This is a genomic window from Amycolatopsis kentuckyensis (genome assembly GCF_002155975.1).
Taxonomy (GTDB): Bacteria; Actinomycetota; Actinomycetes; order Mycobacteriales; family Pseudonocardiaceae; genus Amycolatopsis; species Amycolatopsis kentuckyensis.
On sequence record NZ_MUMI01000534.1, the window covers coordinates 1 to 18,046 of the forward strand.

General features: G+C 72.6%; 26 protein-coding genes. 17 read left to right on the forward strand and 9 right to left on the reverse strand.

Annotated elements, in window-relative coordinates; translation table 11 throughout:
* Window positions 1–32: 32 nt before the first annotated feature.
* The gene (locus CCN39_RS40555) at window positions 33–596 is read right to left on the reverse strand and encodes a TetR/AcrR family transcriptional regulator (protein WP_086851533.1); all 564 of its coding nucleotides are present in this window, start codon (window positions 594–596) and stop codon (window positions 33–35) included.
* Between the two features lie 76 nt (window positions 597–672).
* Here CCN39_RS40555 and CCN39_RS40560 point away from each other — a divergent pair, with 76 nt between their 5' ends.
* The 13 genes from CCN39_RS40560 (at window position 673) to CCN39_RS40620 (ending at window position 9,219) form a co-directional block, all read left to right on the forward strand.
* On the forward strand, window positions 673–1,572 hold the full coding sequence (locus CCN39_RS40560) for an NADP-dependent oxidoreductase (RefSeq protein ID WP_086851535.1): 900 nt from the start codon (window positions 673–675) through the stop codon (window positions 1,570–1,572).
* 92 nt (window positions 1,573–1,664) lie between these two features.
* A complete protein-coding gene (locus CCN39_RS40565) occupies window positions 1,665–2,858 on the forward strand; it encodes a MurT ligase domain-containing protein (protein WP_086851537.1) in 1,194 nt (397 codons plus the stop codon).
* Window positions 2,851–3,573, forward strand: a complete 723-nt coding sequence (locus CCN39_RS40570; protein ID WP_086851539.1) for a type 1 glutamine amidotransferase — start codon at window positions 2,851–2,853, stop codon at window positions 3,571–3,573. Before CCN39_RS40565 ends, CCN39_RS40570 begins: the two co-directional genes overlap by 8 nt.
* A 61-nt stretch (window positions 3,574–3,634) precedes the next feature.
* Complete coding sequence (locus tag CCN39_RS40575; RefSeq protein ID WP_244211219.1) at window positions 3,635–5,023, forward strand: sensor histidine kinase; 1,389 nt, start codon at window positions 3,635–3,637, stop codon at window positions 5,021–5,023.
* Complete coding sequence (locus CCN39_RS40580; RefSeq protein ID WP_086851541.1) at window positions 5,023–5,703, forward strand: response regulator transcription factor; 681 nt, start codon at window positions 5,023–5,025, stop codon at window positions 5,701–5,703. The genes CCN39_RS40575 and CCN39_RS40580 overlap by 1 nt, the downstream gene beginning before the upstream one ends.
* Before the next feature lie 134 nt (window positions 5,704–5,837).
* Window positions 5,838–6,218 (forward strand): gas vesicle protein GvpO, encoded by a 381-nt coding sequence (locus tag CCN39_RS40585; protein ID WP_244211220.1) that lies wholly within the window; start codon window positions 5,838–5,840, stop codon window positions 6,216–6,218.
* A 17-nt stretch (window positions 6,219–6,235) separates the two neighbouring features.
* The gene (locus CCN39_RS40590; protein WP_086851544.1) at window positions 6,236–6,535 is read left to right on the forward strand and encodes a gas vesicle protein; all 300 of its coding nucleotides are present in this window, start codon (window positions 6,236–6,238) and stop codon (window positions 6,533–6,535) included.
* Complete coding sequence (locus tag CCN39_RS40595; RefSeq protein ID WP_086851546.1) at window positions 6,532–7,266, forward strand: GvpL/GvpF family gas vesicle protein; 735 nt, start codon at window positions 6,532–6,534, stop codon at window positions 7,264–7,266. Before CCN39_RS40590 ends, CCN39_RS40595 begins: the two co-directional genes overlap by 4 nt.
* Window positions 7,259–7,516 carry a gas vesicle protein GvpJ gene (gene gvpJ / locus CCN39_RS40600; RefSeq protein WP_086851547.1) on the forward strand — a complete coding sequence of 86 codons (258 nt, stop codon included), beginning with the start codon at window positions 7,259–7,261 and terminating at the stop codon, window positions 7,514–7,516. The genes CCN39_RS40595 and gvpJ (CCN39_RS40600) overlap by 8 nt, the downstream gene beginning before the upstream one ends.
* Entirely contained in the window at window positions 7,513–7,746 is a 234-nt protein-coding gene (locus CCN39_RS40605; RefSeq protein WP_086851549.1) for a gas vesicle protein K, read from the forward strand. Before gvpJ (CCN39_RS40600) ends, CCN39_RS40605 begins: the two co-directional genes overlap by 4 nt.
* A complete protein-coding gene (gene gvpJ / locus CCN39_RS40610) occupies window positions 7,743–8,060 on the forward strand; it encodes a gas vesicle protein GvpJ (protein WP_086851551.1) in 318 nt (105 codons plus the stop codon). Before CCN39_RS40605 ends, gvpJ (CCN39_RS40610) begins: the two co-directional genes overlap by 4 nt.
* Window positions 8,057–8,617, forward strand: a complete 561-nt coding sequence (locus CCN39_RS40615) for a GvpL/GvpF family gas vesicle protein (protein ID WP_086851553.1) — start codon at window positions 8,057–8,059, stop codon at window positions 8,615–8,617. The genes gvpJ (CCN39_RS40610) and CCN39_RS40615 overlap by 4 nt, the downstream gene beginning before the upstream one ends.
* A 74-nt stretch (window positions 8,618–8,691) precedes the next feature.
* Window positions 8,692–9,219: an NHL repeat-containing protein gene (locus tag CCN39_RS40620; protein ID WP_086851556.1), complete on the forward strand. Its 528-nt coding sequence runs from the start codon at window positions 8,692–8,694 to the stop codon at window positions 9,217–9,219.
* Here CCN39_RS40620 and CCN39_RS40625 read toward each other — a convergent pair.
* The 3 genes from CCN39_RS40625 to CCN39_RS40635 are packed head-to-tail and all read right to left on the reverse strand — an operon-like array spanning window position 9,216 to window position 10,773.
* Window positions 9,216–9,617, reverse strand: a complete 402-nt coding sequence (locus CCN39_RS40625) for a CoA-binding protein (RefSeq protein ID WP_086851558.1) — start codon at window positions 9,615–9,617, stop codon at window positions 9,216–9,218. The two genes, CCN39_RS40620 and CCN39_RS40625, sit on opposite strands and share 4 nt — an antisense overlap.
* A 23-nt stretch (window positions 9,618–9,640) precedes the next feature.
* Entirely contained in the window at window positions 9,641–10,213 is a 573-nt protein-coding gene (locus tag CCN39_RS40630; RefSeq protein ID WP_086851560.1) for a hypothetical protein, read from the reverse strand.
* 56 nt (window positions 10,214–10,269) lie between these two features.
* Window positions 10,270–10,773: a VOC family protein gene (locus tag CCN39_RS40635; RefSeq protein WP_167455327.1), complete on the reverse strand. Its 504-nt coding sequence runs from the start codon at window positions 10,771–10,773 to the stop codon at window positions 10,270–10,272.
* 138 nt (window positions 10,774–10,911) lie between these two features.
* Here CCN39_RS40635 and CCN39_RS40640 point away from each other — a divergent pair, with 138 nt between their 5' ends.
* Both CCN39_RS40640 and CCN39_RS40645 read left to right on the forward strand, forming a co-directional pair.
* Window positions 10,912–11,703, forward strand: a complete 792-nt coding sequence (locus tag CCN39_RS40640) for a 2-keto-4-pentenoate hydratase (RefSeq protein WP_086851563.1) — start codon at window positions 10,912–10,914, stop codon at window positions 11,701–11,703.
* The gene (locus tag CCN39_RS40645; protein ID WP_434781157.1) at window positions 11,700–12,455 is read left to right on the forward strand and encodes a 2-keto-4-pentenoate hydratase; all 756 of its coding nucleotides are present in this window, start codon (window positions 11,700–11,702) and stop codon (window positions 12,453–12,455) included. The genes CCN39_RS40640 and CCN39_RS40645 overlap by 4 nt, the downstream gene beginning before the upstream one ends.
* Window positions 12,456–12,960: 505 nt before the next feature.
* Here the strand turns inward: CCN39_RS40645 and CCN39_RS40650 are convergent.
* Together CCN39_RS40650 and CCN39_RS40655 are read right to left on the reverse strand one after the other, a co-directional pair.
* Entirely contained in the window at window positions 12,961–14,874 is a 1,914-nt protein-coding gene (locus CCN39_RS40650; protein WP_086851564.1) for an ABC transporter ATP-binding protein, read from the reverse strand.
* Between the two features lie 41 nt (window positions 14,875–14,915).
* Entirely contained in the window at window positions 14,916–15,383 is a 468-nt protein-coding gene (locus CCN39_RS40655) for a DUF1579 family protein (RefSeq protein WP_244211221.1), read from the reverse strand.
* Between the two features lie 49 nt (window positions 15,384–15,432).
* Here CCN39_RS40655 and CCN39_RS40660 point away from each other — a divergent pair, with 49 nt between their 5' ends.
* Window positions 15,433–15,879: a MarR family winged helix-turn-helix transcriptional regulator gene (locus CCN39_RS40660; protein WP_086851567.1), complete on the forward strand. Its 447-nt coding sequence runs from the start codon at window positions 15,433–15,435 to the stop codon at window positions 15,877–15,879.
* A 25-nt stretch (window positions 15,880–15,904) separates the two neighbouring features.
* Here CCN39_RS40660 and CCN39_RS40665 read toward each other — a convergent pair whose 3' ends face one another.
* Together CCN39_RS40665 and CCN39_RS40670 are read right to left on the reverse strand one after the other, a co-directional pair.
* Complete coding sequence (locus tag CCN39_RS40665; RefSeq protein ID WP_086851568.1) at window positions 15,905–16,288, reverse strand: PPOX class F420-dependent oxidoreductase; 384 nt, start codon at window positions 16,286–16,288, stop codon at window positions 15,905–15,907.
* 27 nt (window positions 16,289–16,315) lie between these two features.
* Complete coding sequence (locus CCN39_RS40670; protein WP_086851570.1) at window positions 16,316–16,903, reverse strand: dihydrofolate reductase family protein; 588 nt, start codon at window positions 16,901–16,903, stop codon at window positions 16,316–16,318.
* Between the two features lie 90 nt (window positions 16,904–16,993).
* Between CCN39_RS40670 and CCN39_RS40675 the strand changes: the two genes are divergently transcribed.
* Window positions 16,994–17,449: a winged helix-turn-helix transcriptional regulator gene (locus CCN39_RS40675; protein ID WP_086851571.1), complete on the forward strand. Its 456-nt coding sequence runs from the start codon at window positions 16,994–16,996 to the stop codon at window positions 17,447–17,449.
* On the opposite strand, the gene CCN39_RS40680 is transcribed toward CCN39_RS40675, so the two are convergent.
* Complete coding sequence (locus CCN39_RS40680) at window positions 17,446–18,027, reverse strand: TetR/AcrR family transcriptional regulator (protein ID WP_086851573.1); 582 nt, start codon at window positions 18,025–18,027, stop codon at window positions 17,446–17,448. The two genes, CCN39_RS40675 and CCN39_RS40680, sit on opposite strands and share 4 nt — an antisense overlap.
* Between the last annotated feature and the right edge of the window lie 19 nt (window positions 18,028–18,046).

Here is an 18,046-nt window from a genome sequence, read left to right on the forward strand (position 1 = left end):
TCAGGCCCAAGACCGCTCAGGCCCAAGACCGCTCAGCGCGCGACGGCCGCCTGCACCTCACCCAGGGCCCGCCGCGCAGCCGCACCGAAGTCGTCGGCCTGCCCCTCGACCCACCGCTCGTAACCGATCTTCATCGCAAGCCCGCCCAGCTCGGCGACCACGCGTGCAGCCAAGTCGGGCACCCCGCGCCGCCGGAGTGCCTCCGCCATCGCCGCGGTGATCGCCAGTCCCTTCAACGCCTCCCGCTCCTGCAACTCCGGATGCGCCGCGATCACCGACCGGCGCAGCGCGCTGAACTCCCGTCGCCCGGGTGGGAAAACCTCCCGGCCGGCCGCGTCCATCGCGCACGTCACCGCTTCGAGCGGCGTCGCCGAAGCCGGAGCATCGGAAACAGCCGCGGCGAGCAGGCCGGCCACCGTGGTCCCCCCGAACAGCACCTCCCGCTTGTCCTGGAAGTGCCGGAAGAACGTGCTCTTCGTCAGTCCCGCGCGCGCCGCGATGTCGATCACCGTCGTGTTCTCGTAGCCGCGCTCGGCGAACAGTTCGAGTGCCGCCTTGCTCAGCCGCTCCGGTGCGTTCGGTTCCCAGCGGGCCATGACCGCCAGCTTACGGCACTTGGTCCCGTCAAAAGGTGTACGGTGACGGGACCAAGTCCCATAACAGGAGGTCCCCATGAGCCGAGCGGTCGTCTACGAGAAGTTCGGTGGCCCCGAGGTGCTGGAGCTGCGGGAAGTCCCCGAACCCCACGCCGGCCCCGGTGAGGTGCGCGTCCGCGTCACCGCCGCCGGGTTGAACCCGATGGACTGGGGCCTCGCCGCGAACCCCGAGGCCGCCGCGCGGTTCGGCATCACCCTGCCGTCCGGCTTCGGGTACGACTTCGCCGGTGTGGTCGACGAAGCCGGGCCCGGCGCAGCACACGCCGTGGGCGACCGCGTCTACGGCGGTGCGCTGGGCCGGGCCGTCGCCGATTTCGTGGTCGTGACAGCGGAAGACACCGTCCTCCCCACGCCGGACGGCATCAGCGACGAGGTGGCGAGCACGCTCCCCGTCGCCGGCTCCTCCGCGGCCGCCGCGCTGGCCGCCGTCGGGGTGCGGGCCGGGGACACCCTCCTGGTCGGCGGGGCCGCCGGTGGTGTCGGCATCTTCGCCGTCCAGCTCGCGAAGCTCGCCGGTGCCACCGTGATCGGCACCGCCGCGGAGAGCACCTTCCCGTTCCTGCGCAAGCTGGGCGCCGAACCCGTCGCCTACGGGCCCGGCCTGGCCGGCCGGGTCGGGGAAGTCACCGCCGCCGTCGACCTCTTCGGCACGGAGACGGCGGAGGCCGCGCTGGAACTCGGTGTCCCGCCCGAGCGGATCGCCACGATCGCCGCGGGCCCCCACCCGCCGGGCGGGGTGCGTGCCACCGGAGGCGCCGATGCCGAGCCGGGCGCCCTGGCGCAGATCGCCGACGCCATCGTCGCCGGACGGCTCACCGTGCCCGTGGCCGCCGTCTTCCCGGTCGAGCGGATCCGGGACGCCGTCGCGCTGCAGGCCGCGCGGCACGTCCACGGCAAGGTCGTCGTCACGCTGTAGAGACCCGCGCCACGGACTCAGGAAAATCACAGCGGCCCGCAGGCAGCATCCAGCCGGTGTCCGTCCGAAGTCCCCTCCGCACTCGCGCGTCCGTGGCCGCCGGGCGGCTGACCGCCTGGCTGTCCCGCAGCTCGGGGCTCGGCCGCGGCGGCATGATCGGTGGCCGCGTCACCTTGGCGCTCGATCCGCTCGCCCTGCGCCGCCTCGGTCGTGAACGCACCGTTGTGCTCGTCACCGGCACCAACGGCAAGACCACGACCTCGCTGATGCTCACCCGCGCCCTGGAAACGCTGGCCGAGGTCGCCGCCAACAGCGACGGCGCGAACATGCCCGACGGCGTCCTCGCCGCCCTGACCGCCCGCCCCGATGCGCCCTACGCGGTGCTCGAGGTCGACGAGACCTACGTCCCCTGGGTCGCCGACCAGGTCCGGCCCGCCGTCCTCGTCCTGCTCAACCTGAGCCGCGACCAGCTCGACCGGGTCGGCGAGGTCCGCGCCACCGAACGCGATCTGCGGGCCGCCGTCGCCGGACTGAACGACACCGTCGTCGTCGCGAACTGTGACGACGTCCTCGTGACGTCCGCGGCGAGCGCGGCCGCGAAGGCCGTCTGGGTCGGCGCCGGCCGCCGCTGGACCGGTGACTCGACGGCCTGCCCCCGCTGCGAAGGCCGGGTCGAAACCCGTGACCGGCACTGGAGCTGCGGGTGCGGCCTCGCCCGCCCGGAACCCGGCTGGACGCTCGACGGCGACCTCGTCCGCACCCCCGGTGGCCGCCACGTCGACCTCGACCTGCGGCTGCCCGGCGAAGTCAACCGCGCGAACGCCGCCCTCGCGCTCGCCGCCGCGCACCGGCTCGGCGTGCCGCCGCACACCGCCGCCGCGCGGCTGCGGACCATCACCGACATCGGCGGGCGCTACCGGACGATCCGCCGGTCGCGGCACTCCGTGCGGCTGATGCTGGCCAAGAACCCGGCCGGCTGGGTGGAAACGCTGCGCGTGCTGGACGAGGACACCCCGGTCGTCGTCGCGGTCAACGCCCAGGAGGCCGACGGCCGGGACCTGTCCTGGCTGTGGGACGTCCACTTCGAACGGCTGCGCGGGCGCCAGGTGGTCGTCACCGGCGAGCGCGGCGCCGACCTCTCCGTCCGGCTCTGCTACGCCGAGGTCGCGCACTGGGCCGAACCGGACCCGGTCACCGCGATCGACGCGCTGCCGCCCGGTGCCGTCGAGCTGGTCGCCAACTACACCGCGTTCCGCGACCTGGTCGGCAGGTTGCCGGGTGGGTGACTCGATCGTCCACATCGGACTCCTGCTGCCGGAGGTGCTGGGCACCTACGGCGACACCGGCAACGCCCAGGTGCTCGGGAAGCGGCTGCAGTGGCGCGGGCTCGACGCCGAGGTGGTCCCGGTCGGGCTGGGCGAACCGGTCCCGTCCACTTTGGACCTGTACCTGCTCGGCGGCGGCGAGGACGGCGCCCAGGTGCTGGCCGCCGCGCACCTGCGCAAGTACCCGGGCCTGCGCCGGGCGGTCGCGGCCGGGGCGGTCGTGTTCGGCGTGTGCGCCGGCCTGCAGGTGCTCGGCACCCGCTTCCGCGGCCTCGACGGCGTCGACCACGACGGGCTCGGCCTGCTCGACGTCACCACCGAACCCGGCGAGCAGCGCGCGGTCGCCGAGCTGGTCGCCACGCCGTCCCGGCTGCTGGACAGCGAGCCGCTGACCGGCTTCGAGAACCACCTGGGCGTCAGCAAGCTCGGCGCCGACAGCGAGCCGCTCGGGCGGGTCGTGCGCGGCACCGGCAACGGCGACGGCACCGAAGGCGCGGTGACCGACCGGGTCGTCGGCACCTACCTGCACGGCCCGGCGCTCGCCCGCAACCCCGCGCTGGCCGATCTGCTGCTGGCCTGGACGGTCGGGCACCCGCTCGGTCCGCTGAACCTCACCGAGGTCGAGCAGCTGCGCGGGGAGCGGCTCGCGGTCCCGCGCCGCCGCCGGGGCGCGTGAACCGGTGGCGGCGAGCGTGCCGTGGCCGGGCGACGGCGTCGTCCGTGGCTACGCTGCGTTGGTGAAACTGGGCAAGGTGATCGCCGCGACCGGCGTCCGGATGCGCGCCACCGCGGTGGCGGTGTTCGCCCTCGCGCTGGCCATCGCCGTCGGCGGTGTGGTCGTGGTGCTGCTGCTGGAGGAGTCGCTCGACCGCAGCGTCACCGAGAGTGCCCGCAGCACCGGGCGGCAGGTCGCCATCCAGCTCATCCGCGAGGGCGCACGCGACCTGAGCGCCAGCGACGTCGCCAGCACCGGCGACACCGAAGCCGTCACGCAGGTGCTCGACGCGCGGGGGACGCCGATCGCGAGCGACCCGGCGATCGTCGGGCACCCGCCGCTGACCGCGGCCCGGCCGGTCGTCGGGCACGAGATCGTCGAAACGCTGCCGCTCGGGCTGAACGGCGACAACGACGACTACCGCGTCGTGTCGCAGGAGGTGACCGGTCCGGGCGGGCCGTTCACCGTCATCTCCGCGCGCTCGCTGGAACCGGTCACGGAGGCCTCGACGCGGTTGACGCTGCTGCTCGGCCTGATCGCCGTGCCGCTGCTGGCCATCGCCGGGCTCGCGGTGTACCGCGCGGTCGGCTCGGCGCTGCGGCCGGTCGAGCGGATGCGCCGGACCGTCGCGGAGATCTCGACGCGCGACCTCGCCGCGCGCGTGCCGCTGCCGCCGGGCGGCGACGAGGTGCACCGCCTGGCCGTGACGCTCAACGAAATGCTGTCCCGGCTCGCGTCGGCGCAGGCCGCGCAACGCCGGTTCGTCGCCGACGCCAGCCACGAACTGCGCTCGCCGCTGTCGACGATCAGCACCGCGCTCGACGTCTCCGGGCGGCACCCGGAGAGCGCCGGGGACCTGGTGCCGGTGATCGGCCGGGAAACCGCGCGGCTGCGCGAGCTCGTCGACGACCTGCTCATGCTGGCCCGCACCGACGACGCGACCGACCGGCCGCAGCGCACCGAGGTCGACCTCGACGACATCGTCCGCGCCGAAGCCGAGCGCGTCCGCGGCGAAACCACGGCGGACGTCGAGGTCCGCGCCGGGCCGGCGAAGGTGCACGGCAGCGAGGCCCAGCTGCGGCGGGCGGTGCGCAACCTGGTCGACAACGCGCGCGGGCACGCGCGCTCGCGCATCCGCGTCAGCAGCGCGGTGCGCGGCGACCTGGCCGTGATCGAGGTGAGCGACGACGGCCCCGGCGTCGCGGAGGCCGACCGCGAGCGGATCTTCGAACGGTTCGTCCGGCTCGACGCGTCGCGGCAGCGCGGGCACGGCGGGACCGGGCTCGGCCTGCCGATCGTGGCCGGCATCGCGGCCCGCCACGGCGGCCGGGCGCGCTACGCCGAGTCCGGCGAACCGGGCGCGCGGTTCGTGATCGAGCTGCCGGTGATCGAACTGCCGAAGGAGGAGTAGTGCGGCTGCTGATCGTGGAGGACGAGCGCGAGTTCGCGGAGACGCTGCGGCGCGGGCTGGTGGCCGAGGGCTTCACCGCCGACGTCGCGCACACCGGGCGCGAGGGCCTCTGGCGGGCAACCGAGCACGAGTACGACGTCGTGGTGCTCGACATCATGCTGCCCGAGCTGTCCGGCTACGAGGTGCTCAAACGCCTGCGGGCGGCGGAGAACTGGACGCCGGTGCTGATGCTGACGGCCAAGGACGGCGAGTACGACGAAGCCGACGCGTTCGACCTCGGCGCCGACGACTACCTGTCCAAGCCGTTCTCCTTCGTCGTGCTGATCGCCCGGCTGCGGGCGCTGCTGCGGCGCGGCGCCCCGGCCCGGCCGGCCGTGCTGGAGGCGGGCGACCTGCGGCTCGACCCCTCCGCCCGTACCGTCCACAGAGGACAAAAGCGGATCGAGCTCACCGCGCGCGAGTTCGGGTTGCTGGAGTTCCTGCTGCGGCGGGCCGGAACGGCGCTGTCGAAGAACGAGATCCTGAGCCACGTGTGGGACGCGCACTACGACGGCGACGAGAACGTCGTCGAGGTCTACATCGGCTACTTGCGGCGCAAGATCGATGCGCCGTTCGGCACCCACACCATCGAGACGGTCCGGGGCGTGGGCTACCGCCTCGTGGACGTTACTCGATCGTAATCAACCGGCTGTTCTCCGGATATTGGTGCCGCTGGGCGTCCGGGTGTTGCGCCGTTTGCCGCCGCCGGTTGCCGCGGATTGCCCAATCTTTCCCGCGAACCGGTGAAAAATACCGTGCCGCGACAGCGCTGCACGTGATCCGCAGTGTTGCTACGGTGGGCACCCTACCTGCGACGAGGAAAGCGATGCCGGAATCGCCACTGCCGCTCCCTGCTCAAAACAAGAATGCCCCCGAAGGTGCCGGGAAATCCGTTTCCCGGCTCCGTGCCGCCGATGCCATTCGCGCCGCGACGGACCAGTTCGGCGTGGTGACCGGGCTCACCCCGCACGCCGTGACCGGAATCCGGAGCCGTGGCGACGGTGGTTGGTCCGTGCTCGTCGACGTCGTCGAGCTGGCCAGGATCCCGGACTCCACCAGTGTGATGGCCACCTACCGGGTGGACATCGATGCCGACGGCGAGCTCGGCGCGTGTGAGCGGCTGCGCCGGTTCACGCGGGGTGCCACCGATTCCTGAAAGGAAGGTCGACACGATTGGCCGCTTCGTCCGATTCGTTGGCGGACATTCTGGAACGCGTACTCGACAAGGGTGTCGTGATCGCCGGTGACATCGGCGTCAGCGTCGTCGACGTCGAATTGCTGACGCTGCGGATCCGGCTGTTCATCGCGTCCGCGCAGACCGCTCGGGAAATGGGTATGGACTGGTGGACGAACGATCCGTTCTTCTCCCCGAATGCCGCGCGAGCGGAACTGGGGACGACCGACCTGGCGGCGCGCGTCGCCGAATTGGAGGCCCGGCTGCCCGTGCCGGGCGGGAGGGAAGAACCGCGGTGAGCACCGGAAACTGGCTCTGCGCGTACGCGATCACCCGCAACCGTCCGTCCGCTTTGGACATCGGATCGGCGCCGCGGCTGATCGGCTACCGCGACCTCGGTGTGGTGGTCGCCGAGGTGGCGCCGGCGCGCTTCGACCGCATCGACACGCTCGACCCGGTCGACGGCACGCTGGCCGAGCTGGCCCGCGAGCACGACGCGGTGGTGCGCGCGGTGTTCCGCAGCGAACCGGTGCTGCCGCTGCGGTTCGGCACGGTCCTCGACGGCGAAGACGCCGCCCGCCGGCTCCTGCGGGCGGGGTACGACCAGGCGCGCGGCTGCCTCGACGAGGTGGCCGGGCACCGCGAGTGGGGTGTCCGGGTGCGGCACCTGGAGCCGGCGGTGACCACCCGCCCGGACGCGGCGGGCCTGACCGGAACGCAGTACCTGGTCAGGCGGCGCGAGCGGCTGAAGGCGATCCAGCGCGCCCGCGAGGACGTGGTCGGCTCGGCGGGGCGGCTCGAAGAGGCGTTGCGCCGCCACGCGGCGGACAGCGTGAGCCGGGCCCGGCCGCACGGTGTGCTGATGAACACGGCGTACCTGGTGGAAACCGGCCGGGAGGCGGAGTTCCACGCGGAGGTCGAGTGGTTCGCCCGCGAGCTGGGCGCGGCGGGGGCGACGGTGGAGACCTCGGGACCCTGGCCGCCGTACTCGTTCACGGACCTCGAGCTCGGAGCGACGGCGAATGGCTGACGCGGGCACCGAAGTGCCGATCGGCGACCTCCTCGCGAGTGCCGGGGCGCCGAGCCGGGGCGACCTGCTCGCCGAGGTCTTCACCCCCTCCGGCACCAACACCGCCGAAGCCGTCGTCGACCTGCTCGACCGGGTCGTGCACCGCGGTGCCGTCGTCTCCGGGGACGTCATCATCTCCCTCGCCGGCATCGATCTCGTGCGGCTCGACCTGCGGCTGCTGCTGCTCGGGATCGAGGGGACGCCCGGATGACCCAGCGGATCGCCGCCGACGCCGGCCGCGGGCTCGGGCACCTCGTCGTCACCGTGCTCGACATCCTCAAGGAAGTGCTGGAGCGGCAGGCCCTGCGGCGGCTCGACGCCGGCACCCTCACCCCGGCCCAGGTCGAAGCGCTCGGCCAGGCCCTCATCGCGCTGGAGCTCCGGTTCGCCGAGATCCGCGCCGCCCTCGACGACATCCCCGCGACCGAAGGAGTGCAGTGACCAGACCGGGACAGACCGGTGGCGGCCTCGCCGACACGCTCGACATCCTGCTCGACAAAGGACTCGTGATCGACGCCTCGGTGCGGGTGTCGGTGATCGGGATCGAGTTGCTGGCGATCGAGGCCCGGATCGTCATCGCCAGCGTCGACACCTATATCCGGTACCTCGAAGCGATGCAGCGGCTGCAGAACGCGACCGCACCCGGGCAGATCTCGCAGGGCCTCGGCCAGACGACGGGGCTGATCCCGCCCCCGCCGCCGACGCCCGCGGTGGCGGTGCCGATGGAGCCCGCCATCCCCGTCGACCAGCCGTGACGCTGCAGCTCTACGGCGTCGTCCGGGCCGGGCACCCGCGCGCGCCGCGCACGGTCTGCTGGGCTGACCTCGCGATGGTCGTCGGCGACCCCGAGCCCGACCCGGCGGCCCACCTGGCGGTGGTGTCCGCGCTCGTCGAAGGCGGGCCGGTGCTGCCGGTCCGGTTCGGCACGGTGGCCGAGGACGAGGACGCCGTCCGCGCCGACGTGCTCGCCCCGGCCGCGGACACCTACCGCGCCGACCTCGACCGGCTCGACGGCCTGGCCGAGGTGCACGTCTGCCTCCGGTTCACCGAACCCGGGTCGGCGTGGCGGGCGGCCCGCTCGGATGTGCTGCTGTCCCGGGTCGCCGAACGGGCCCGCGACTCGGTGGCGCTGCCGGCGGGTGAGAGCGCCGACGAGCGGTGGGCGTTCCTGGTCGGGCTGGGCGACCTGCTCGTCGTCCGGGACACCGTCGCCGGGCTCGCCCGCGACGACGGCGTCCAGGCCGACTGGCTCGGGCCGCTGCCCGCGTACAGCTTCCTCGACCGGCGGACGTGCTCCCGCTGGAGCTGGTGAGCGGAGGCGGAACAGTCGCTGAACACTCGTCCCGGCCCTGGCTCCCGCGCCCTTGGTCCGGTGATCCTGGTGCCGTGACCAGCAGTGAAGTCGCGGCGCTCCCGCGCGCCTTCGGCGGACCCGGCGCCGGGCCGGGGCAGTTCCGCGCGCCCTCGGGGATCGCCGTCGACACCCGCGGCCGCGTGTGGGTGGCCGACACCGGCAACGACCGGGTCCAGGCGTTCACCCGCGACGGCGCGCTCGTGCGCGTCCTGGCGGGGCGGCTCAAGGCGCCTGAAGGGGTGGCGGTCGACGCGGCGGGCAACGTCTACGTCGCCGACACCGGCAACCGCCGCGTGGTGCAGTTTTCGTGGCAGGGCGGCTTCGTGCGCGAGTTCGCCGGCCTGTCCCGGCCCCGCGCGGTCGCCCTCGACCAGGCCGGGCGGCTGCTGGTCGACGACACCGGGCGCATCGCCCGGTTCGACACCCGCACGGGCGCCGCGCTGCCCGACACGGCCGAGCCGATCGGCTCACCGAGGGACATGGCCGACGACGGCACGGGCGGTGTCTGGGTCACCGAGCCGGGCAACCACCGCATCGTCCACTTCGGAGCGTCCGGCTAGCTCTTCGAGATCGAAGCGGTCGCGCGCACGACGGCGGTGCACCGGTTTTCGACGTATTCGAGCCCGCCTTCTTCGGCGATGCGGCGCGCTTCGGCGGAAACGATGCCCTGCTGCAGCCACAGCGCTTTGGCGCCGATTTCGACGGCGTCGCGGGCGATGCCCGGCGCCTCGGGGGCCGGCCGGAAGACGTCGACGAGGTCCACCGGCTCCGGGATGTCCTTCAGCGACCGGTACACCTTCTCGCCGAGCAGCTCGGTCGCGGTCGGGTGCACCGGGATGATCCGGAAACCGTGGGCCTGCAGGACCGCCGGGACGCCGTGCGCGGCCTTGGCCGGGTCGCGGCTCAGGCCGACGACGGCGATGGTGTTCGCGCCGGCGAGGATCTCCTCTGCGTTCATACCGGTGGAACGCGCGGCGGGGGTCAAAGCTTCCAGAGCCGCAGGCCGCGGACGCGGTAGACGGGCCAGATCACGTGCCACGGCTTCCGGCGGGCGAAGGTCGCGGCGCAGGTGAGGATGTTGCGGGCGGCCGTCGTCGCGACCTCGTGCCGGTCGGACCAGGTCGCGCCCTTGGCGCCGACGGCGATCCGGAACACGGTCAGCAGGCCGCGGCCCTGCAGGTCGTACTTCGCGCCGGTGTCCCCGGAGCCGGGGGCCAGCTCGGCGATCTCGGCGCCGAACGCGCGCGCCGCCTGCGGCGCGACCTCGGCGGGGACCACGCCGACACTGCGGGTGATCGCCTTGCCGTGCATGCGCCGGGCGTAGCGGAACAGCAGGGCGCGTTCCCACCACGGCAGCAGCCGGTGGTGCCGCAGGAGGGCGGCGCACTCGCCGTGCCCGATCGCGAAGATGCTCGTGAGCTCGTCGTAGGCACCGTTCGTGGCCGGTTCGTTCAGGTGCAGCCGCACTTCGAACCGGGTGCGCGCGGTGAGTTCGTCGAGCAGCTCGCGGTGATCGAGCCGTGCCTTCGCGCGGGAGAGCGACCAGTCGGACATCGGACCTCCAGACGTCGCGCACAGGCTAGTTGGCGCGCGACGCCCGGACCACGCTTTCAGCCGATCTTCTCGCCGTACATCTCGCCGAGCGGGTCGGAGATCAGCTCGACGCGGGCACCGTCCGGATCGGACAGGTAGATGGAGGTCTTGCTCTCCAGCAGGTACTTCACCCCGGCCTCGTCGAGCTTGTCCTTGATCGCGCTCCACCGTTCGGGCGTGACGGACAGGGCCAGGTGGTGCAGTCCACCGAGGACTTCCGCGTACGGGCCGAGGTCCAGACCGGGCAGGTCGAAGAAGGCGACCGCGTTGCCGTTGCCGACGTCGAAGAAGAAGTGGCTGGAGCCGGGGTAGTCCCGGTTTTCGATGAGTTCGGTGAGCGGGAAGCCGAGGATGTCCTGGTAGAACTCGATGGTCCGCTCGACGTCGCTCGCGATCAGCGCGGTGTGGTGGATGCCGCGGCCGTTCGTCGCCGGGCGTTCGGCGGCCGGGCGCAGGTGGCGCTCGCGCAGTGCGTCGCGGGCTTCGGCGAGCTTGGTGACCTCGGCCGGGGTCGGTGCCATGTCCCTCACGTCCCTTCCTGTTGTGTCCTCCAAGCTACGCTCGAATTATCTCGCGCGCAAGAGGTTGCTTCGTGAGAGTTCCGCTGGGCGGAACATGCTCGCTTGTGTGGGCGGGGCGCGCACGGCAGAGTCCCGGGGGTGGATGTCAGCAAGGTGCAGGAGGCTGCGGCGGCGTTGGCGCGGGCTTATGCCACGCGCGAGCCGATCGAGCCGCTGATCAAGACGTATCCCGACGCGGGCGTCGAGGACGCGTACCGGATCCAGCAGGAGCAGGTGCGCCACTGGGTCGAGGGCGGTGACGCCGTCCGCGGTCACAAGGTCGGCCTCGCGTCGGCGGCGATGCAGCGGCAGATGGGCGTCGACCAGCCCGACTACGGGCACCTCACCGGCAGCATGTTCCACCTGGAGCACCAGCCGATCCCGACGTCGGCGTTCCTGCAGCCGCGGATCGAGCCGGAGATCGCGTTCGTGCTCGGCTCGGCCCTGCGCGGCCCGGGCGTGACGGTCGCCGACGCGGTCCGGGCGGTCGACTTCGTGCTGCCGTCGCTGGAGATCGTCGACTCCCGCATCCAGGACTGGAAGATCTCCCTGTTCGACACGATCGCGGACAACGCGTCGTCGGGCGGGGTGGTGCTGGGCAGCAAGCCGACGGCCTTGGGTTCGGTGGATCTCCGGCTGGCGGGCTGCGTGCTGTACCAGAACGGTTCGGTCGCGGCGACGGGCGCGGGCGGCGCGGTGCTCGGGTCGCCGTTGAACTCGCTGGTGTGGCTGGCGAACACGGTGGGGCCGCTGGGCGTCACCCTGGAGCCCGGGCACGTCGTGCTGCCGGGCTCGATGACCCGGGCGATCCCGGTGTCCCCGGGCGACACGATCGTCACCACCATCGCCGGCGTCGGCAGCGTCACAGCGGTGTTTTCGGAGGAATCGTGAACGTGCGCGAGGCAGCCGCTGCGCTGTTGGGAACGGTCTCGGAGCGCGCGCCGCTCTCGGCGGAATGGCCGGACCTCGACGTCGACACGGCGTACGCGATCCAGGACGAGGCGTTGCGGCAGCGCCGGGCCCGCGGGGAGACGCTGATCGGGGTCAAGCTGGGGCTGACGTCCCGGGCCAAACAGGAGCGGATGGGCATCGCCAGTCCGCTGCTGGCCTGGCTGACGGACGCGATGGTGCTGCCGGCGGGGATGCCGGTGCCGCCGCTGATCCACCCGCGCGCGGAGCCGGAACTGGTCTTCGTCCTGGGCCGCCGCCTGGCGGGCCCGGGCGTGACGGCGGCAACGGCCCTGGCGGCGGTCGAGCACGTGTACGGCGGCATCGAGGTGATCGACAGCCGGTACGCGGACTACCGGTTCACGCTGCCGGACGCCGTCGCGGACAACGGTTCGTCGGCGTACTTCAGCGTGGGCCCGGTCGGGCTTCCCCCGGCCTCGCTGGATCTGTCCCTGGAAGCGGCCTTGCTGGAGGTGGACGGCCAGATCGTCGACACGGCAACGGGCGCGGCGGTCCAGGGCCACCCGGCCGAGGCCCTCGCCTTGGCGGCCAACGCCCTGTCGACCCGGGGCTTGGCATTGGAGCCGGGCTGGCTGGTCCTGACCGGCGGCATGACGGACGCGGTCCCGGTCCGCCGCGGGTCCCGCATCGCCGCCCACTTTTCCCACCTGGGCTCCCTGACCCTCGCCACCTGACCGTGTCGTCCCCCCAATCACGCGAGTTGCACCTCCAATCACGCGAGTCCGGCGCCCAATCACGCGAGATACGTGCCCAATCACGCGAGTGACGTGTACCGGCTCGGCGAGTTCGCGATGTGGAGGGGGCTCGCGTAGTTGGAGGGTGGTCGGCGAGCCGACCGTGCGCGCGGGTCGGTGGGGTGCGCGGGCCGACCGGTTCCGGCGCGGGTCGGCGAAGGCGCGAGGGCGCGGGGCCGACCGGCTGGGTGCGCGAGTTGGCTGGCCGGGGCGCTCGCCGATCGTGTGGGTGCGGGGGCTGAAGCCGCGCGGGTGTGTGGGCCGACCGGCCGGGGGAGGCTGGCTGGCCGGGTGCGGGTCGATCGGTGGGATGCGCGGGTGGGCGCACCAGTCGCCGCTTCGGTGTGGTCGGCGGGTCCGGGTGCCGGTGGCGGGGGTCGCAGCCCCGGTTCGCCGAAGCTTCGGTGCCGCCGGGCTGTGGCGGGAGCGGGCGGCTGGTCGGTCCTTACGGTGGTCCGTTGCGGTACGCGCGGGCCTGGATCTCGTACAGCTCGTGGTAAACCCCGCCTGCTCGGATCAGCTCGTCGTGGGTTCCTTCTTCGATCAGCCTTCCCTTCTCCAGGACCAAGATGCGGTCCGCCGAGCGGATGTTGGCCAGGCGGTGGGTCACCAGGACCGTGGTGCGGCGGCCGCGGCCTGAACGGCTTGCGTGCTGGAGGCCGGCGAATACGCGGGCTTCGGCGCGGGCGTCGAGTGCCGCCGTTGGTTCGTCGGCCACCAGGACTGCCGCGTCTCGGTAGATGCCTCGGGCGATGCCCATGCGCTGCCACTGGCCGCCCGACAGGTCGTGGCCTTCGTCGAACTTCTTCGACAGCATCGTTTTCTCCTTGGCGGGCAGGGATTCGATCACCTCGTCCGCGCCCGAGTAGTCCACCGCTTCGCGCCAGGCCTGCCCGTCCGGGTCCGGGCGGCCGAGACGGCCCACCGTGATGTTGTTCGCCGCCGTCATCGGCCACTCCGCCGGCTCCTGGGCGATCACCGCGATGTTCGCGTGCACCGAGGCCGGGTCCGCCGCCGCCAGGTCGACCTCGTCCCAGTGGACCGTGCCCTCGTCCGGGGGGTAGAGCCCGGTGAGCAGCTTGCCGAGGGTGGTCTTGCCCGAGCCGTTCTCGCCGACCAGCGCGACCACCTCGCCGCGCCGGATCGTCACCGAGATGTCGCGCAGCGCCGGGCTGTCCCGGCCCGGGTAGGTGAACGTGACGCCGTCCAGCCGGATCTCGCCCGGGTCCGCGGGCGCCGTCACCGACGCCGGCGGCGGCTGCCGCTTCCGGGACTCCGCGAGCAGCTGGTTGTAGAACCCGATGTAGAACGAGTCCTCGTACAGCGAGTTGACCGCGCGCATCGTGTTGGACAGCGCCGTCGACGCCGTGCGCATCGCCAGCACCGCCGTGCCGGCCAGCGCCAGCTCCATCGCGCCCGTGTAGAGCAGCCAGCCGAGCACCAGGTACGCGATGGCCGTGCCGAACCCCGCCGCCGCCCGGCCGCTGGTGCGCACCAGGTTGCTCCGGTGCGCCAGCCGGATCTCCTCGCGCGTGAGGCTCCGCGAGATGCGCCGGTACTCCCCGAGCAGCGGCTCCTGCAGCGTCAGCGCGTGCCGTTCGAGGGCCATCGAGCGCCAGGTGGCCACCTCTTCGACGACCGACTTGCGGATGTTGCGCCCGACGGTGTCCAGGAAGTGCCGGTAGTTCAGCTTCGCGACGCGCGCGGCGGACCAGCCGTCGGCCGCCGCGGCGAGCAGCAGCACCGGGGCCAGCCACGGGTTGAGCAGCCCGGCCGTGATCATCGCCGCCGCCAGCGAGATCACCGACGACGTCAGGTCGGCCAGCCGCCGCAGGCTCGTCTCGATGGCCCGCACCCCGAACCGCGCGCCCTGCCGGGCCAGCTCGCGGAAGTCCGCGTCCTCGAACGCGATCAGCCCGACGTGCACGACCGCGGCCGTCACCGCGTCGTCCGCCGCCGCGGTGACCCGTGGCCGCAGCGCACCTTCGACGGCGGCGACGGCCGCGTCCAGCAACGCGCGCGCCGCGTACGACCCGGTGACGACCGCGATCGCCGGCAACGACTGCAGCACGCGGTCCGGCGTCGGGCCCTGTTCGAGCAGCGCGGTGAAGACGTTCGCGGTGGCGAGCAGCCCGAACGCCGTGACGCAGCCGGAGACGACGTGCACGACGGCGGCCAGCAGCGTCAGCCGGGGCGACGTCCGCCACGTCAGCCGCAGCACGACCGAGATCGCGGTCGGCAGCGTGCGCACGGCCTGGCCGAAGCTCGAGGCGGCCACGCGTTCGTCGACGCGGGCCCACTCGGGCATCTTGACGTTCTCGACCCCGATCAGCGGGGGCGGGTCGGCGGTTCCGGTCACGCCTCCATCTGTACTCGGGGGGTCCGACAGTTTCTGGCCCGCTACTGGCCCTTCCGGGTGTACCGCGCGCGCAGAAACGGGCGGTACTCCGGGTTTTCACCCATCCGGACGTCGATCTCGTGCGTCAGCGTCCCGCCGTCCGGGGTGAGCCGGTGCCGTGCCACCCCGCGCGCGGTCACCTTCTCCAGGGTCAGTGTCGCGCCGGTCCAGCCGCCGCGGGCGGGCGACTCGGGCGGATAGCCGTAGCTGTCGAAGCCGTACCAGAGCGTCTCGCCGGTGGCCGGATCGGCGGTGAAGACGTTGTGACCGAGGAACTCCGCCCCGTCCTCGCGGCGTTGCCGGTAGTGCTGGACGACGGCGAAACCGTTGAGCGCCAAGCGGTATTCGCAGTCCGCGTGCGCGGTCGAGGCCGGCGCCCACGGCGAGGCGGCGAGTTCCTCCGTGCCGGTCCAGTCGCCGACGAACGCCTTCAGCGCGTCGTGCGCGGGTCCGAGGCGGGGCATGTCCATGGTCGTCTCCATTTCGACAGGTACCTGTCAATGTGCGAAACTAGCACGCATGCGGTCGCCTCGAGCCGAAACGTTCACCCGCGTGATCGACGCGGTCTTCGCCTGCAACGGCGGTTTCCTCGCCGCGGGCGACGCGCTGACCGAGCCGGTCGGGCTGACCGCGGCGCAGTGGCAGGTCCTCGGCTTCCTCGAGGACGGCCCGGCGACCGCCGCGGAGGTGGCGCGCCGGCGCGGGCTGCGCCGGCAGAGCGTGCAGGAGACGGTGAACCGCTTGCTGCGCAACGGAATGCTGGACCGCCTGCCGAACCCGGCCGACGCGCGGGCGCCGCTGCTGTCGTTGACGCGGCGGGCCCGCGCGGCGATGCGGGAACTCGGTGCGGCGCAGGTCGCGTGGGCGGAAGAGGTGGCGGCCGAAGTGCCGCTGGAGGATCTGGAGACGACGTTGCGCACGCTGCAGCGATTGCGTGGCGTGGTCGCCCAGCCGCGGCTGTTGTGAGCGCTGGCCGCCCGCGGCCGGCCCGTCAGCGCATCCCCACGCTCTGCCGCTCCACCTCGATCAGCGCCACGACCCGCTGCTGCTCCCGCGTGTACGGGCAGCCGATGTACTTGGTCGCGATCCGGTCCACGATCGCCCAGGCGGCGTCGCCCTCGATCCACTCGGTCACCCGGCCGCGGATGATCACCGGCTCGAACGGGTTGTCCGGCTGGATCAGGGAAAGCGCGACCCGCGAGTCACGTCGCAGGTTGCGGGCCTTGCGCGAGTCCGGGCCGGTCAGGATGGCGATGCGGTCGCCCTCCGGGTCGACCCAGACCGGGACCGAGTGGGGCGCGCCGTCGGGCAGGACGGTCGCGAGGTGACCGAAGGCGGGGGTGGCGAGGACGCGGCGGACGTCGGCGTCGAGCATGGTCGGCTCCTTGCTGGGGTGGGGGATTCAGGCGACGGAGTAGTGGAGGTGGGTGACGCCGGGCGCGGCCACCGCCTCGACCAGGTTCAGCCGCACGTGCGAGGGCAGTTCCTGGAAGAACGACCGGCCGCCGCCGAGCAGGACGGGGACCTGGTGGAGGACGATTTCGTCGACCAGGCCCGCCTGCAGCGCCGAGGCCAGGACGCCACCGCCCATCAGGCCGACGTCCTTGCCGCCGGCCGCCTCGCGGGCCGCCGCGATCGCGTCTTCGACGTTGTCGAGGAGGGTCTGCCGTTCGGTCAGCTCCGGCGCGGGCCGGTGGCTGACCAGGAACAGCGGCGCGTCCGGGTGCGGGCTGCCGCCGCCGAAGTGGTCCGAGTCTTCGTAGGTGTTGCGGCCCGCCACGATCGCGCCCACCCGGCCGGCGAGCGAGTCGAAGACGCGGGCGCTCGGCTCGCTGAGCTCGAAGAAGTCGAAGACGCGGCTCTGGGTGTCCCCGTCGGAGTACCAGTCGAAGAGCGTCCCGCCGTCGCCGAGGCCCTGGCCGGGACGGGCGCCGCGGCCGGTGATGTAGCCGTCGACCGAGACGGCGTGGGCGATGAAGACCTTGCTCATCGTGACCTTCCCTTCTGAGTTCCTTCAGGAGACTCCAGAACCGTAGCAGTTAAAGTTCCTTAAGGGAACTCCTGGTGCTAAACTCGTCTCATGCAGCGCACGAACTTCAGCGAACTGGCCGCGTGCTCGATCGCGCGCACGCTCGACGTCATCGGTGAACCGTGGTCGCCGCTGATCCTGCGGGACGTGTGGGCGGGGCTCAGCCGGTTCGAACAGCTCCAGGCGGACCTCGGCATCTCGCGCAAGGTGCTCACCGAGCGGTTGAAGCACCTGGTCGAGCAGGAGGTCCTCGAGCGCCGCCCGTACGACCGCCGGCCGCGCTACGAGTACGTCCTGACCGAGAAGGGCGCCGAGCTGGTCGACATGCTGCTGGTGATGACCCGCTGGGGCGACAAGTGGCTGGCGGGCGAGGCGGGCCCGCCGGCGCTCTACCGCCACCGCGCGTGCGGCGAAGTCAGCAGCGTCGACCTGCGCTGCGCCCACTGCGGCGAGCCGATGCACGCCAACGACATCGACGTGCTGGCCGGCCCCGGCTCGACCCGCTAGTCCGGCTTGACGCCCAGCAGGGTCAGGAACGTGCGGAACCCGGCCGACATGTCGACTTCCTCCGGGTCGAGGAGCCACTGCAGCTGGAGGCCGTCCAGGATGGCGATGGCCAACGGGGCCAGCTGCTCCGGTGTCGTTCCCGGTGGCAGCTCGTCGCGGTGGCGCTCCAGCATCTGCGTCATGCCGGCGCGGACCCGGGCGTAGCGGTCCTGGAAGTACTTCCGGGCCGGGTGGTCTTCCGTGACGCTGTCCGCCGAGAGCACCGTGTACGTCTGGACGATCCCCGGGCGCGTCGCGTTGTAGTCGACCAGGTCCGCCAGCTGGTTCACCGTCATCGACGACGGGTCGCCCGCCGGGGCGTGGCCGAAGTGCAGCAGGTCCCACTCGTCGCGGGTCTCCAGCACCGCCGTCAGCAGGTCCTCCTTGGTGGGGAAGTAGTGCATCAGCCCCTGCTGCGTCAGCCCGACGCGCTCGGCGACCGCGGCCAGCGACGTGCCTCGGTAGCCGCGCTCGGCGATCACCTCGAACGCCGCTCGGACGATGCTCGCTCGGCGGTCGGCGCCCCTGGCCCGGGTCATGATCCCGAGCCTACGGGAC

Coding starts and splice junctions, on each gene's coding strand:
- CCN39_RS40675 (WP_086851571.1), top strand. CDS start 16,994: ATGCAGCGCACGAACTTCAGCGAACTGGCCGCGTGCTCGATCGCGCGC.
- CCN39_RS40560 (WP_086851535.1), top strand. CDS start 673: ATGAGCCGAGCGGTCGTCTACGAGAAGTTCGGTGGCCCCGAGGTGCTG.
- gvpJ (WP_086851547.1), top strand. CDS start 7,259: ATGGCTGACGCGGGCACCGAAGTGCCGATCGGCGACCTCCTCGCGAGT.
- CCN39_RS40655 (WP_244211221.1), bottom strand. CDS start 15,383: ATGGACATGCCCCGCCTCGGACCCGCGCACGACGCGCTGAAGGCGTTC.
- CCN39_RS40555 (WP_086851533.1), bottom strand. CDS start 596: ATGGCCCGCTGGGAACCGAACGCACCGGAGCGGCTGAGCAAGGCGGCA.
- CCN39_RS40665 (WP_086851568.1), bottom strand. CDS start 16,288: ATGCTCGACGCCGACGTCCGCCGCGTCCTCGCCACCCCCGCCTTCGGT.
- CCN39_RS40605 (WP_086851549.1), top strand. CDS start 7,513: ATGACCCAGCGGATCGCCGCCGACGCCGGCCGCGGGCTCGGGCACCTC.
- CCN39_RS40680 (WP_086851573.1), bottom strand. CDS start 18,027: ATGACCCGGGCCAGGGGCGCCGACCGCCGAGCGAGCATCGTCCGAGCG.
- CCN39_RS40660 (WP_086851567.1), top strand. CDS start 15,433: ATGCGGTCGCCTCGAGCCGAAACGTTCACCCGCGTGATCGACGCGGTC.
- CCN39_RS40630 (WP_086851560.1), bottom strand. CDS start 10,213: ATGTCCGACTGGTCGCTCTCCCGCGCGAAGGCACGGCTCGATCACCGC.
- CCN39_RS40625 (WP_086851558.1), bottom strand. CDS start 9,617: ATGAACGCAGAGGAGATCCTCGCCGGCGCGAACACCATCGCCGTCGTC.
- CCN39_RS40635 (WP_167455327.1), bottom strand. CDS start 10,773: ATGGCACCGACCCCGGCCGAGGTCACCAAGCTCGCCGAAGCCCGCGAC.
- CCN39_RS40670 (WP_086851570.1), bottom strand. CDS start 16,903: ATGAGCAAGGTCTTCATCGCCCACGCCGTCTCGGTCGACGGCTACATC.